This is a genomic window from Arthrobacter sp. AOP36-F1-5, assembly GCF_058137995.1.
The window spans coordinates 1,747,999-1,761,597 of record NZ_CM176892.1 but is presented as its reverse complement, the minus strand read 5'-3'; the positions used below and the strand labels follow the sequence as shown (position 1 = coordinate 1,761,597).

At 66.2% G+C, this 13,599-nt stretch carries 14 protein-coding genes; 8 read left to right on the top strand and 6 right to left on the bottom strand.

Annotated features, from left to right (window positions below; genetic code table 11):
* Positions 1 to 62 precede the first annotated feature (62 nt).
* Positions 63 to 506, bottom strand: coding sequence for a ribosomal maturation YjgA family protein (locus AC3ZI9_RS08025; RefSeq protein WP_444561681.1), 444 nt, complete (start codon positions 504 to 506; stop codon positions 63 to 65).
* Between the two features lie 42 nt (positions 507 to 548).
* Between AC3ZI9_RS08025 and AC3ZI9_RS08020 the strand changes: the two genes are divergently transcribed.
* Entirely contained in the window at positions 549 to 2,024 is a 1,476-nt protein-coding gene (locus AC3ZI9_RS08020) for a protein adenylyltransferase SelO (RefSeq protein ID WP_444561682.1), read from the top strand.
* A 167-nt stretch (positions 2,025 to 2,191) separates the two neighbouring features.
* The gene (locus AC3ZI9_RS08015) at positions 2,192 to 2,992 is read left to right on the top strand and encodes a thioesterase family protein (RefSeq protein WP_444553763.1); all 801 of its coding nucleotides are present in this window, start codon (positions 2,192 to 2,194) and stop codon (positions 2,990 to 2,992) included.
* A 13-nt stretch (positions 2,993 to 3,005) separates the two neighbouring features.
* Here the strand turns inward: AC3ZI9_RS08015 and AC3ZI9_RS08010 are convergent, their stop codons facing one another.
* Positions 3,006 to 3,611, bottom strand: coding sequence for a uridine kinase (locus tag AC3ZI9_RS08010; RefSeq protein ID WP_444561683.1), 606 nt, complete (start codon positions 3,609 to 3,611; stop codon positions 3,006 to 3,008).
* A 36-nt stretch (positions 3,612 to 3,647) separates the two neighbouring features.
* On the opposite strand from AC3ZI9_RS08010, the gene AC3ZI9_RS08005 reads away from it, so the two are divergent.
* Together AC3ZI9_RS08005 and AC3ZI9_RS08000 are read left to right on the top strand one after the other, a co-directional pair.
* On the top strand, positions 3,648 to 4,403 hold the full coding sequence (locus AC3ZI9_RS08005; protein ID WP_444553637.1) for a lipoate--protein ligase family protein: 756 nt from the start codon (positions 3,648 to 3,650) through the stop codon (positions 4,401 to 4,403).
* 151 nt (positions 4,404 to 4,554) lie between these two features.
* On the top strand, positions 4,555 to 5,046 hold the full coding sequence (locus tag AC3ZI9_RS08000; RefSeq protein WP_444566247.1) for a hypothetical protein: 492 nt from the start codon (positions 4,555 to 4,557) through the stop codon (positions 5,044 to 5,046).
* Positions 5,047 to 5,144: 98 nt separating this feature from the next.
* Here AC3ZI9_RS08000 and AC3ZI9_RS07995 read toward each other — a convergent pair whose 3' ends face one another.
* The 3 genes from AC3ZI9_RS07995 to AC3ZI9_RS07985 form a co-directional block, all read right to left on the bottom strand.
* Positions 5,145 to 5,777 (bottom strand): MBL fold metallo-hydrolase, encoded by a 633-nt coding sequence (locus AC3ZI9_RS07995; RefSeq protein ID WP_444553635.1) that lies wholly within the window; start codon positions 5,775 to 5,777, stop codon positions 5,145 to 5,147.
* Positions 5,777 to 6,862 carry an S-(hydroxymethyl)mycothiol dehydrogenase gene (locus tag AC3ZI9_RS07990; RefSeq protein ID WP_444553634.1) on the bottom strand — a complete coding sequence of 362 codons (1,086 nt, stop codon included), beginning with the start codon at positions 6,860 to 6,862 and terminating at the stop codon, positions 5,777 to 5,779. Before AC3ZI9_RS07990 ends, AC3ZI9_RS07995 begins: the two co-directional genes overlap by 1 nt.
* Positions 6,863 to 6,964: 102 nt before the next feature.
* On the bottom strand, positions 6,965 to 7,234 hold the full coding sequence (locus tag AC3ZI9_RS07985) for a glutaredoxin domain-containing protein (protein ID WP_444553633.1): 270 nt from the start codon (positions 7,232 to 7,234) through the stop codon (positions 6,965 to 6,967).
* Between the two features lie 35 nt (positions 7,235 to 7,269).
* Here AC3ZI9_RS07985 and AC3ZI9_RS07980 point away from each other — a divergent pair, with 35 nt between their 5' ends.
* The 4 genes from AC3ZI9_RS07980 (at position 7,270) to AC3ZI9_RS07965 (ending at position 12,987) form a co-directional block, all read left to right on the top strand.
* On the top strand, positions 7,270 to 8,034 hold the full coding sequence (locus AC3ZI9_RS07980; protein ID WP_444553632.1) for an SOS response-associated peptidase: 765 nt from the start codon (positions 7,270 to 7,272) through the stop codon (positions 8,032 to 8,034).
* A 57-nt stretch (positions 8,035 to 8,091) separates the two neighbouring features.
* Positions 8,092 to 8,679 carry a GNAT family N-acetyltransferase gene (locus AC3ZI9_RS07975; protein WP_444553631.1) on the top strand — a complete coding sequence of 196 codons (588 nt, stop codon included), beginning with the start codon at positions 8,092 to 8,094 and terminating at the stop codon, positions 8,677 to 8,679.
* Between the two features lie 370 nt (positions 8,680 to 9,049).
* Positions 9,050 to 9,361 (top strand): DUF6504 family protein, encoded by a 312-nt coding sequence (locus tag AC3ZI9_RS07970; protein WP_444553630.1) that lies wholly within the window; start codon positions 9,050 to 9,052, stop codon positions 9,359 to 9,361.
* Entirely contained in the window at positions 9,358 to 12,987 is a 3,630-nt protein-coding gene (locus tag AC3ZI9_RS07965; RefSeq protein WP_444561685.1) for a DNA polymerase III subunit alpha, read from the top strand. Before AC3ZI9_RS07970 ends, AC3ZI9_RS07965 begins: the two co-directional genes overlap by 4 nt.
* A gap of 58 nt (positions 12,988 to 13,045) precedes the next feature.
* On the opposite strand, the gene AC3ZI9_RS07960 is transcribed toward AC3ZI9_RS07965, so the two are convergent.
* Complete coding sequence (locus tag AC3ZI9_RS07960) at positions 13,046 to 13,450, bottom strand: cupin domain-containing protein (protein ID WP_444553628.1); 405 nt, start codon at positions 13,448 to 13,450, stop codon at positions 13,046 to 13,048.
* Positions 13,451 to 13,599 lie beyond the last annotated feature (149 nt).

The following is a 13,599-nucleotide window of genomic DNA, read 5'->3' as shown; positions in this document are numbered from 1 at the left end:
GAAGGGCTCCGGCGCCACTGCGCCGGAGCCCTTCGACGTTACCGATCCGATCCGGGCGGGGCTCATCGGCTCCGGGCGGGGATATCGTGCCGGGATGGCCGAGGGTGCCGCGTCCCACACCGTAGGAGGCAATCCACGGCAAGGGCCAGCAGCGCACCCACCACATAGGCGGGTGGATCGGTCAGTGAGAAGGTCGTCCCCAACACCAGACGCATCGGTGGGACGATGGCGGAGAGGGCCCCGGGAAGCCCGGTCAACTGGAGCAGCTCGACGGCGCAGCTGATGGCTAAGGCGATGGCCGCCAGGCGGACAGGACGCCAGCCGGGCCGCAGGAGGCCCACCAACAGGTAGACCAGGACCGTGTACAAGACGCCGCCGGCGGCGTCGGCGAATCCCCCGTGGAGCAGGAAACGGGCCGCCAGACCGGCCGCGATGACGCAGGCCGCGGCCACGCCCAGGGTCAGGCGGCGTGGCCCGAAGGTCGGAGCAGGACCGGGCAAAGACATGGAGGAAGTCTATCTCCGGGCCTGCGACGGTAGGCTCGAAGCATGAGTACAGCACTGCAGCGATCCGTTGTTCTCGAGAACGGGTTCGCCCGGAATTTCCCCGAGCTCTCCATCCCCTGGAAAGCCGAAGAACCCCCGGCGCCGGAACTACTGGTCCTGAATGAACGCCTGGCCCGGGAGCTCGGGCTGGACCCCGAATACCTACGCAGCGCCGAGGGGATCTCCGTGTTGACCGGGGCCCATCCACCCGAGGGGGCGACACCTGTCGCCCAGGGATACGCAGGACACCAGTTCGGTTCCTACTCCCCGCGCCTTGGAGACGGCCGGGCCCTGTTGCTGGGCGAATTGCGTGACGCCGAGGGGAACCTCCGTGATCTGCACCTGAAGGGCTCGGGCCGGACCCCCTTCTCCCGGGGTGGTGACGGCTTCGGGGCCGTGGGGCCCATGCTGCGCGAATACATCCTCAGCGAGTCCCTGCACGCGTTGGGGATCCCCACCACGCTCTCACTCGCGGTCACCGCCACCGGTCATGACGTGCTGCGCGAGAGCCGGCTGCCCGGCGCCGTGCTGACCCGCGTCGCCTCCAGCCATCTGAGGGTCGGCTCCTTCCAATATGCCAGGGCCTTGGGGGACCCGGATCTGCTGCACCGGCTGGCCGAAGTTGCCATGGCCCGCCACCATCCGGAGGCGGCCGACGCCGAGCGGCCCCATCTGGCCTTGTTCGACGCGGTCGTTGCCGACCAGGCCGCGTTGATCGCGCAATGGATGCTGGTGGGCTTCGTCCACGGGGTGATGAACAGCGACAACATGACCATCTCGGGGGAAACCATCGACTATGGCCCCTGCGCGTTCATCGATGCCTTCGATCCCGCCGCGGTCTTCAGCTCCATCGACGGGCAGGGGCGCTATGCGTACCGCAACCAACCGGTCATGGCCGAATGGAACCTGGCGCGCCTGGCCGAGGCCATGCTGCCGCTCTTCGATGACGACGAGGACCAGGCCGTTGAACTGGCCATGGAATCGTTGCGCACCTTCAGGACCCGCTACAGCGAGGCCTGGTCGGCGGGCATGTTCGAAAAGCTCGGCCTGCCCCCGGCCACCGGGGTGGAGCGCGAGGACCAACCGGCCCACGAAGTCGTCCACGCCACGACCGAACTACTCACGACCAGCGGAGCCGACTACACCTTGTTCTTTCGCGCGTTGGCGGGGGTGGCCCGAGGCGACCGGGAACCCGCTCGGGCCTTGTTCACCGACCCGGCACCCTTTGATGCCTGGGCCGAGACCTGGCTGGCCTTGGGGCCCGATGCGACGGGAATGGACCTGATCAACCCCGCCTACATCCCGCGCAACCATCTGGTGGAAGAAGCGCTCGACGCCGCCACCGACGGGGACCTGGGGCCGCTGAACAGGCTTCTGGAAGCCGTATCGGCCCCTTATGAGGTGCGTCCGGGCCTGGAACGTCTTGCCGTCGGTGCCCCCACGGACTCCGGGCCGTACGTCACCTTCTGCGGTACCTGAGACCCACGGCTGAGGGGCCGCCGTAGCCGGTACGGCGTCGCGAGGGTCGACCGATAGGGTGGAACGGTGAGCGCTGACCTCCGAGGCGCTGAAAGGATCCCTTCATGACTGCTTCGACCATCGGCCACCAGGACCGCCCGGATGCTTCCGGAACCCATCTGCTCGAAATGCCGGACGGTTCCCGGCCTTCCAGCTTCTATGTTCCGCTGGGCCAGGGCCGCTACCGTTCCACCATCCACACCCAGGGTGCCTGGAACGAACATGAGCAGCATATGGCCCCGGCCACCGGCCTCCTGGTGCGTGAACTCGAACTATTCCAGCCCCGCGAGGACATGCGCATGGCCCGCGTCAGCCTGGATATCCTAGGGATCATCCATGGTGGAGACGTGGAGATCACCACCACCATGATCAGGCCCGGCAAGACCATCGAACTGGTCGAGGCGCAAATGGTCTGCCAAGGCAGGACCGCCATCGTGGCCCGGGGCTGGAGGCTGAAGACCCACGATTCGACTCAGGTCGCCGGCGTGGAGGATCCCGAGGTCTCCCATCCCGAGGAACTGCCCGTCTGGGACGGAATGGCCATGTGGCCCGGCGGCTACATCGAGCAGTTGGAGCTGCGGGTCGAACCCGGACACCGGTTGGGCAAGGGGGTCGTCTGGCTGCGGAACCCGCAACAGATGGTCGACGGCTTCGAGACCCCCGATATGGTGCGGTTGCTGGGCATGGTCGATACGGCCAACGGGGTCGCACCGAGGGTGGCCCCGGGACCGGAATCGTGGATGTTCCCCAACGTGGACCTGCAGATCCACATGTATCGCCGTCCGGTGGGTCAATGGCTGGGCATCCAGTCGCAGCAGACCTACGGTGCCGACGGCATCGGCCTGACGTCGGCGGTGCTGCACGATGTCGAGGGGCCCTTCGGCCGCAGCGAGCAGATCCTGACCGTACGCCCGATGCCCAGCCGCTGATCCGGGGGGCAGCTCAGGCGGCAGCAAGCATCGAACGGATCCTGGGTTTGGGGGTCGGAATGAATCCGGCCTCCAGATAGCGACGGCGTATCCAGCCCTCGGCCCGGTACAACGCCCAGCCCCGACGCAGCAGGAACGGCAGTGGCTTACGACGTTCCCGGACATCGCGCACCAACCGGCGTACCGCCGTCGTGATCGGGGAGACGTCGATGTAGTAGGCCCGGACGTCCACCCCGTGGTCGATCAGCGGGGCACGGATCTCATCGACGAAGATCCCTTCGGCCACGACGGGACCGCCGGCCATGGTCACGGTGGAATAGCCGGAGTAGCTGGATGTGGAAATCGAATAATGCGGGACTTCCATGCTGCCGGTGCGTAGCAGACGCAGGACGGAATCGACCGCGGCGTCGCAGTTCCAGGTTCCGGGATGGTCCCAGTCGACCTCGCCGTAGGCGGTGTGGGGCAGCGGGCTGTGCGGGGAATCCTCGGCCAGCTCACGGTAGAAGTTATCCAACTCGATATGCGGGCGGCCATAGCGCTCGGCGAGGTAGGACTTCCCGGATCCGGAGGAGCCGCCCAGGAGGATCAATGTCAGGGTTGGTTCAGGCACGACCCCCATTATTCATGCGGACCGCCCACAACTAGAATCGACACCATGACTTCCTGGAATCCCACCGCGCATCAGCCCCTGACCGTGTGGCGTTCCGAGGCGGTCGGGGACCCCGAATCCGACCTGCTCGAAGGAATCCGGCTTCTTGAACGGGTCCGTGACGGGGAGAGCGGGCCGACCCTGCGTCTCTACCGACCCGAACCCACCGTGGCCTTCGGCCAACGGGACATCAGGCTTCCCGGATATGGGCAGGCCACCGCTTCGGCTCGTCGTCTGGGCTTCGCCCCCGTGGTACGCAAGGCGGGCGGCCGGGCCGCGGCCTACCACCAGGGCACGTTGATCGTCGATCATGTGGAACCCGCGGGGGAAGCGATGCTCGGTCATCAGGACCGTTTCAGGATCCTGGGGGAGCTCTACGCCCGGGCACTGGGGGACCTGGGCATCGAGGCCGAGGTGGGGGAGATCCCCGGGGAATACTGTCCCGGGGAATTCAGCGTCCATGGCCGGCCGGGCCCCGGCTCCCGGACGACCTCCCCGGTCAAACTCGTGGGCACCGCCCAACGCGTGGTCTCCGGTGCCTGGTTGTTCGCCAGTGTGTTCGTCGTCGAGGACTCCGCCCCGCTGCGCGCCGTCCTGGAGTCCGTCTACGCGGATATGGGATTGGATTTCGACCCGACGACGGCTGGAGCCGCTGAGGACCTGGTTCCTGGAACCACGGTGGAAGCCGTTGAACAGGCGCTGCTGCAGGCCTACGCCCGGCACACCACCGTGGTTGATCCGCAGCAGCCACTGGTCGGTTAGGCCTTCCCCCCGACTCGGCCCCCACAAGCGCGCCCCGGCCTCCGTTGTACACAACAGGGCACGACGCTTCCGCGGACCGGGACCGCTCCTTCGATGCTGGTGTCCAGGCACCGGTGCTCCGACGGGGAGACCGGTGTCGCAAGGAGGCATCATGTGCAGGAGCTGCAGCATTACGGCCAGGGGGCTCGACGGAACCGGGGCGCCTCGGCCGGGGGACTGGTTCATTGAACACGCCATCGGACGCCGCGGGGTCCCGGTGGCCTACACGGTGGGGTTGACCGGGATCCAGCAACCGGAGCTGATCATCCGCGAGATGGGATTTTCGCTCGGACACCGGATCCTGCATGAACTGATCGCCACCGTCCTGGCCGGTTCCCTCCGACTGGAACCGGGGTCGACGAGCTTGGGCGAAGGCCAGGGCCTGCTGCTGCGCCGCTATGCCCACAGCATCGAACTGACCGAAGCCATCCTGCGATACGAGGGAATCATCAACGTGCTCCAGGTCGTGCCGGTCCCGTTCAGGGCCTCCTCCGCCCGATCGATGCGTCCGGCTTCGGCGGCTGCCGGGCCGGAAGGGGAAGTGGTTCCGCTGGGGAGCTTGGCCCGCCGACACCGGTTACTGCGGCGTCAAACAGGAGCCTAGGACCAGGGCGACCGGTGAAAAAGCGCGTGGCGGGAACCCCTGGGGATTCCCGCCACGCGCTGTCTTCGTCGGCGGGCCTGCCGGCCTGCCGTTGTTGGTTATTCCTCGATCTGGTCCAGCCACTCCTGCAACTGCGGGGCTTCGGCGGCGACGCTGGTGGCGTCGCCGTGCCCGGTGTTCACGATGGTGTTCGGCGGCAGCACCAGCAGCCGGTCGCGGATGGATTCCACGATCGTCTTGTAACTGGAATAGCTGCGACCGGTGGCCCCGGGCCCGCCGCTGAACAGCGTGTCCCCGGAGAAGAGCGTGTCCAGCTCCTCGGCGTAGAAGCAGGTGGAACCGGGGGAGTGGCCGGGGGTGTGGATGGCCCGCAACGTGGTGCCGGCGATGTCGAAGGTATCGCCATCGGCAATGCGTTCATCCGGCGTCGTCCCCGGGAACACGTCTTCCCAGAGCATCTGGTCCTCGGGATTCATGTAGATCGGGGCGTTGACCATTTCGGCGAAATCGCGGGCATAGCGGATGTGGTCGTCGTGCCCATGGGTGAGCAGCACGGCGGTGACCTTGCGGCCACCGACTGCTTCAACGATCGCTGCCGGCTTATGCGCCGGATCGATCACGAGGACTTCGGCTTCATCACCGATGATCCATACGTTGTTGTCCACATCCCAGGTCCCGCCGTCGAGGCTGAACGTTCCGGAGGTCACCAGGTTTTCGATCTGTGCCGGCATTAGAGCTCCACCACCGAACGCAGCACGGTGCCGTCATGCATCTTCTCGAAGGCAGCCTCGATGTCCCCCAGACCGATGCGTTCGGTGACGAACGCATCCAGATCCAGTCGTCCGAGCTTGTATTGTTCGACCAACATGGGGAAGTCGCGGGAGGGCAGGCAATCGCCGTACCAGGAGGACTTCAGTGAACCGCCACCGCCGAAGACATCGGCCAGCGGCAACTCGAGTTTCATCTCCGGCGTCGGAACGCCGACCAGAACCACGCGGCCGGCCAGGTCACGGGCGTAGAAGGCCTGCCGATAGGTTTCCGGACGCCCGACGGCCTCGATGACGAGATCGGCGCCGAAGCCACCGGTCAGTGCCTTGATGGCTTCTACCGGGTCCTTCTCCTTGGAGTTGATCCCGTGCGTGGCTCCGAGCTCGACGGCCATGTCGACCTTGGACTGATCGATGTCCACGGCGATGATCGTGGTGGCACCGGCCAGCTTCGCGCCGGCGATGGCGGCGATGCCGACCCCTCCGCACCCGATGACCGCGACGGATTCGCCGCGCTTGACCTCCCCGGTGTTGATCGCCGCACCAATACCGGCCATGATGCCGCAGCCCAGCAGGCCCACGGCAGCTGGATCGACGTCGTCATCGACCTTGGTGCATTGGCCGGCGGCAACCAGGGTCTTCTCCGCGAAGGCCCCGATGCCCAGCGCGGGGGAGAGCTCCGTGCCATCTTCGAGGGTCATCGGCTGATCGGCGTTGGCTGTATCGAAGCAGTACTGCGGCTGGCCCTTGGCGCAGGCCCGGCATTCGCCGCAGACGGCCCGCCAGTTCAAGACGACGCGATCGCCGACCTCGACGTTGGTCACGCCTTCCCCGAGCTGGCTCACGACGCCTGTGGCCTCGTGTCCGAGCAGGTACGGATACTCGTCGCCGATGCCGCCGAGCTTATAGTGCAGGTCGGTGTGACAGACCCCGCAGGTGAGGATGTCCACGACCGCTTCGCCGGGACCGGGATCCGGAACGACGATCGTCTCGATTTCCACCGGTGCGTCCTTGGCCTTGACGACTACAGCCTTGACCTTTTGTGCCATGGTTTCCATCCTCTCGGCCGTGTCCAGCACGGCCCATCCAATTCAGAAAAAAGGTGCCCACGCGGAAAAACCGCGGGCACCTTTCATCCTGTCATAGAGCCGCTAGAGACGCTCGCGCACCTGTTCAATTCGGGGGTTCGTGACGGCCGAACCATCGGAGAAGATCAAGGTGGGGACCGTCTGGTTACCGCCGTTGAACTCCTCGACGATCTCGGCGGTTCCCGCGACGTCCTCGATGTTGACCTCCCGGTAGGAGATGCCATCGGCGTCCATGGCCTTCTTCAGGTTCCTGCAGTATCCGCACCAGGAGGTGGTGAACATGGTGACGGCCCCGGCTTCGGGGATGTATTCCTCGGTCTTCAAATCAGTCATATCCAGCACAACCGGCACTATGAGATCCTTATTCCATGTGCGGACGATACGTAATGGCCCGGGCCATCGGCGATCTGGTGGCCGAAGCCGAAGCGGAAGCAGATGACGCGCTGCAACTGCGCAAATCATGGAACGTCGCCCCGACCACCGATGTGCCGATCGTCTTGGAGCGACTCCTGGACGATGAAGTCGTCCGGCAGGTGCATGTGGCTAAATGGGGTCTGGTCCCCAGCTGGGCCAAGGACCCCTCGGTGGGGGTCAGGGCCTTCAACGCCCGCAGCGAAACGGTCCTGGAGAAACCCACCTTCCGCGCCGCCATCAAGGCCCGCCGCTGTGCCGTCCCCGTCGAGGGATACTACGAGTGGAAGAAGTCCGGGACGGGCAAGACCGCTTCCAAGCGTCCGTATTTCGTGCACCGGGAAGACGACTCGCTGATCTTCTTCGCCGGCATCTACGAATGGTGGAAGGATCCCACGAAGGCGGAGGACGATCCGGAACGTTGGCTGCTCAGCTGCAGCATCCTCACGATGGCCTCACCCGAGGAAACGGGCGAATCCGAAGTACTCGACGAGCTGCACGGCCTGCACGACCGGCTGCCCATTCCCCTGGACCGGGCGGCGATGTCCGAATGGTTGAACCCCGGCGACCGGGAAGCCGGCCCACTGGTCGAACAGGTCAGGGACGAAGCCCATGAGGTCGCCGGTGGCTGGTCCCTCCGTGAAGTCGGCTCCGCCGTGGGCAACGTGCGGAACAACGGCCCCGAACTCATCGAGCCGGTCGAGGATCTTTTCGCGGAGTAATCCGGGGTGGGAACGGACCAACCATCAGTGGCCGATTGCTCAAAAGCGGGGTCCCCTATGATGTTCACCATGACTTTGGCGTGGAACGAAACACCCCCGATCCTGAGGGGCTCGACGGACGGCGGGGAAGGGATCATCTTGCGTCCCTGGAGCCGCGGGGATACGGAATCGATTCACCGGGCGTGCCAGGACCCCGAAATCATCCGCTGGACGACCGTGCCGCATCCATACACGCAGGAGCACGCGGCCTCATTTGCGGATCACTCCGCAATGACCTGGAACGAACGGACCGGAGCACCTTTTGCCGTGGTCGATGAAACGACGGATGCCGTACTCGCCTCTTGTGGACTGGTTGATGTCGATCCGGCCAACTCCACGGTGGAAGTGGGGTATTGGGTGGCCCCATGGGCGCGCGGTCGCGGGGTGGCCACTGCCGCAGCCAGGGCAGTGACCCGGTGGGCAATAGAAGAGCTGGGCGCCCAACGGGTGAGCCTCGAGGCCGCATCGGCAAACATCGGCTCCCAAAAGGTGGCACTCAATGCCGGGTTCACCCGCGAAGGGCTCCAACGCTCCAAAACGGCACGATCCGGCGAACGCCATGACATGGTGCTGTTCTCGCTCCTGCCTGGAGAAGGAAGGCCCTGACGCGGCTGCCTGCCTGGTGAACAGCAGGTTCCTCCCGAATCATCTGGACGACGTTGCTGTGCCCTTTTTCGGGGGCCTGTTGCCTGCTGCGCGCACTAGCTTCGGCATGCAGGAGGTTCCCCGGACCGGTTCGAGACGGCCCTGCGAGTGGGCTTGAACCTCGGGGGCAGCAGCCTTCGATCAGCACCACCAACGGATACCTCCACCCACGAGACCCAAAGTGTCGTACATACTTTCTAGTCTGATCTTGCTTAGTACAAAGTTTCGAATAGAATGGAGTGGTCGTCGTGCACAGGCAGTTTCGCGGCCCCTCCCATCGTGTAGGGCTCCGGGACCAATGCCGTCGTCCGGGGCGATTTGGAGGTATCAGATGGGGCTTTTCACCCAGTCAGTCGACGTGGAATGCAGTACCGCGGGGCTACCCTTGCGGATGCGGTGGCAGGGGCGGGAATACCGTGTTGCCGCCGACCCCGTGCGCTGGTTTGAACGCCGTCGCTGGTGGGCCGAAGAGGTCCGCGCCGAACGCGGTCGCGGCCCGGGACTCGTGGACCACGAGATCTGGCGGCTCCAGGTCAGACTCGCCGGCAAGGGGCCGCTACTGACCTTCGAGGTCTCCCGTGACGTGGAGAGCGGGCGCTGGCGGCTCATCCGGATCCACGATGCCCTGCTGGAGAGCGCATGACTTTTACCCATCTGAACGTGGCTTCTGCGTTCAGTGCCCATTACGGGGTCTCCTGGCCGCAGGACCTGGCCCTGAGGGCTGCCTCCGAGGGGGCCGACGCGCTGGCCACCACCGAACGCGATGGCCTGTATGGGGCCGTCAAACACCTCAAGGCCTGTCGGGACACCGGGCTGGATCCGATCCTCGGGGTGAACCTTGCCGTGCTGGGCCCCGCGGCCGATGACCCCCGTCCTCCTCCGGGGCATGCCGCCCGGGGGCGTCCGGGGCCCCAGGTGCAGGGGCGGATCGTCGTGCTGGCCAAAGGACACTGCGACGGGGCCGGGTACCGTGCCCTCTGCCGACTGGTCTCCCTGGCCCATGAGGGAACCTCGGCGCACCGGGGCGTCAGCGGACGCAAACCGGTCGGGGTGACCCACGCGGAGCTGGCCGCCTGCGCCACCGACCCGGAGGCCGGCACGGTGCTGAAGGTCCTGCTGGGACCGGATTCCGACGTCGGACAGGCGGCCCTGCGTCGTGAACTCCCGCGCGCCAGGACCGCGCTGGCCGGATGGCTGCAGGCGGTGGGCCGGGACGTGGTGTGCCTGGAGCTGGTCACCCATATGAACACCCCCGGTGAGCGGCTCAGCACGGCGCATTCCATCCGGATGCTGCGTACGGCCCAGGCCCTGCACGTCCCCGCCCTGCTCACCAACGCCGTGCGCTACGCGGTCCCCGACGGGGCCGCCACTGCCGACGTCCTGGACTCCGCCCGCGCCCTGAGCTCGCTGGAAACCCTCAGGGACCTGCAACCAAACGGTCAGGGGTGGCTCAAAAGCCCCGGGAGGATGCACGCCTTGGCCCGGGAAATCGCCCGGGAGGCGGGGGAGGGGAAAGTCGCCGGGGAACTGCTGGGCAACACCGCGGCGATGGCCGACTGGGCACGGATGGACCCGGTGGACGACGCCGGCTGGGGAATCCCCGTGGTCCCCGAAGCCAGCGTGATCGGCATCAGCGGCCACCCCGACGCGGAGCTGGCGGCACGCTGCGAAGCAGGCATCACCCGCCTGATTCCGCAGGACGCCGCTTCCCGTACGCTGCGCGATCGACTCGCCATGGAACTGGAAACCATCTCGGACCTGGGGTTCAGCACCTACTTCCTCACCGTGGCCGAGGTCAGCTCGATGATCACCACCCTGGGCGTGCGCAATGCCGCCCGGGGGTCCGGGGCCTCCTCGCTGGTGAACTTCCTCCTGGGCATCAGCCATGTGAACCCGCTGGCGCACGACCTGCTCTTCGAGCGCTTCCTGTCCCGGGAACGGACGACCCTTCCCGATATCGACATCGACGTCGAATCCGCCGAGCGTCATCGGGTCTATGAGCACATCTTCGAGCGGTTCGGCTCCGGGAGGGTGACCCTGATGAGCATGCAGAACGGATACCGGGCCCGGGGTGCCGTCCGGGACGCGGGGCAGGCGCTGGGCATGGGGGACGGGGATCTGGACGTCATCGCCAAACAGTTGTGGCGTTTCTCGGCCAGCAACTTCCGCGAGGCCCTGGAGGAGAAGCCGGAGCTGCGCCCCTTTGCCGAACGGATGGGGGCCGAGAAGCAACTGGACCTGCTGGTGGACCTGACCGAACGGCTGGACCGGCTGCCCCGCCACATCTCCATGCATCCCTGCGGGGTGATCCTGGGGGACAACACCCTGCTGGACCGGACCCCGGTCCAGCCCAGCGGACTCGGGTTGGCGATGAGCCAATTCGACAAGCACGACATGGATCCCATGGGCATGCTCAAACTCGACGTGTTGGGGGTGCGCATGCAATCGGCGATGGCCCATGCGGTCTCCGAAGTCGTCAGGATCCATGGGGACGGGGAGGCGGTCGCGCGCGCCGGGGCCCACCCGAGAACACCCGACGGGGAGCTTCCGGAGTATCTGGATAGCGACGGGACCATCGACCTGCAGCGGGTCCCGCTGGATGACGAACCGACCTTCGAGCTCATTTGCACCACCGACACCCTGGGTTGCTTCCAGATCGAATCCCCCGGGCAGCGTGAACTGATCGGCAAGCTGGCGCCACGCCGATTCAACGACATCATCATCGACATCTCGTTGTTCCGGCCCGGGCCCATGCAATCGAACATGGTCAAGCCGTATCTGGAGAACCGGCACGGATTCGCGGTCGAAAGCTATCCGCACCCCGATCTCAAACCTGCCCTGGCCGAGACCCACGGGGTCACGGTCTTCCACGAACAGGTGCTGCGGATCTTCGACGTGATGACCGGGTGCGGGCTGGCCAAGGCCGATGTGTATCGGCGGCTGCTGGGCAACGAGCAGGCCGAACCGCGGGTGGAGGAACTCTACCGTTCCCGCGCCCTGGCGAGGGGCTATCCGTTGGCCGTGATCGACGAGGTCTGGACGACGTTGAAGGCCTTCGGCTCCTTCGGCTTCTGCAAGGCCCATGGCGCGGCCTTCGCCGTACCGACCTACCAGTCGGCCTGGCTGAAGGCCCACCACCCCGAGGCGTTCCTGGCCGGCATCTGGGAACACGACCCCGGGATGTATCCCAAACGGTTGCTGGTGGCCGAGGCACGGCGGATGGGCATCCCCATCCTGCCCTTGGACATCAACAACTCCGATGCCTCCTACCGGGTCGAACGCATGAAGGGACTGCTCCCCCCGGCCACGGTGCCCCCCGTCTACCGGGCCCCGGGGACGATGCCTGCCGGACGGTTGGGCATCCGGCTGTCCTTGAGCGGGATCCACGGGGTCTCAGGGACCGAGGTGAAGCGGGTCGTGGCCGGTCGGCCCTACGACTCACTGGCCGATGTACGTGACCGGTCGGGGCTGAGCCGGTCCTCGTTGCGCACCTTTGCCGCGCTGGGGGCGTTCGATTCCCTGCAAAAAGCGGCTGGACGCGGCAACCGCGCGGATCTGATGCTCCACCTGACCGCCCGGACCGCCAAGACGCTGCCCCCACGGCACCGGCCCATCCCGGGACAGCTGTCCTTGCCGATGGGTGATGTGGAACTGGGCGGGTTGGCCGTGGGGGAGGCCGAACAGAGCATGGAGGAGACCGTCCGCACCGAATTGGATCTGATGTCGGTGGACGTCAGCGGCCACCTGATGTCCTCGCACGCCCCGATACTGGGGAAGCTGGGGGCGACCCATGCCGAGGACCTGCTGGGACTGCGCAACGGAACGGAGGTGCTGGTTGCCGGTGTACGGGTCGCCACGCAGACACCGCCGATGCGTGGCGGTCGACGGGTTGTGTTCATCTCCCTGGACGACGGGACCGGTTGCGTGGACTGCACCTTCTTCCACGAAGCCCAGCAGAACTCCGGGCCGCTGCTGTTCTCCACCCGGCTCCTGCTGGTGCACGGGATCACCCGTCGGACGGGTCCCCGCGGCATCACCCTGCAGGCCCTGCAAGCCTGGGATCTTGCCGACCAGGCCACCCTGCCGGGGCCGGGGCACCTGAATGACCCGAACCGAGTCAGCGATAAGCGTCCACCTGCCACGGCGAAGACCGCCACCAGTGGCGAGGACACCTCGTTGCTGGCCATCCGGATGCAGGACGAAGGCCTGGACAACCGGCTGCCCGGTGAACTTCCGGAGGGTTGGCCGGAATTCGACGTCGGATCATGATCCGGTCAGCCCAGCACGACCAGGGCACCATCCCGTCTCGCCGTGCGAATGAATGGAACTACTCCTCACCCACAGTGCTCTCCGCCAACTCGTGGATTGACTCAGCCGGAACAAGGTCGGGCCGTGAAGGCATGCTCTTCGCCACGGTGAGCAGGATCGCGGAGTTCTCGACGGCTTCCAGCGAGTGGGCCGCGGCGGGAATGACCAGCAGGTCACCGACCCAGCCGAAGGACTTCCGTCCACCGGAGTGCAGGACGACCCGACCGGAAAGCACGTGCACACTGGCCTCACCCGGGCTTTCGCCCACGTCCAAGGATTCCCCGGCCCGCATCCCGATGACCGTTTGGCGCAGCATCCTGTCGTGCCCACCGAGCACCGTAGCCGCACTACGACCGCTCGTGCCCGTCATTGCGTGTTCCAACTCATGACGTGCCAACGCCGTCAACGATGTTTTCCGTCTCATGCCAACCTCCGCGCTCAACCGGGTTCACCTGCTTTGACCGTCTCACAAGGCTAACCCGGAACCAGTTGCAAGAGCAGGGGGTAGATCGTCATCGCCGTAATGTCCGCCCCAGCACGTCGGGTGGGCCCCGAGGGCGGGGCGCTGGTGGG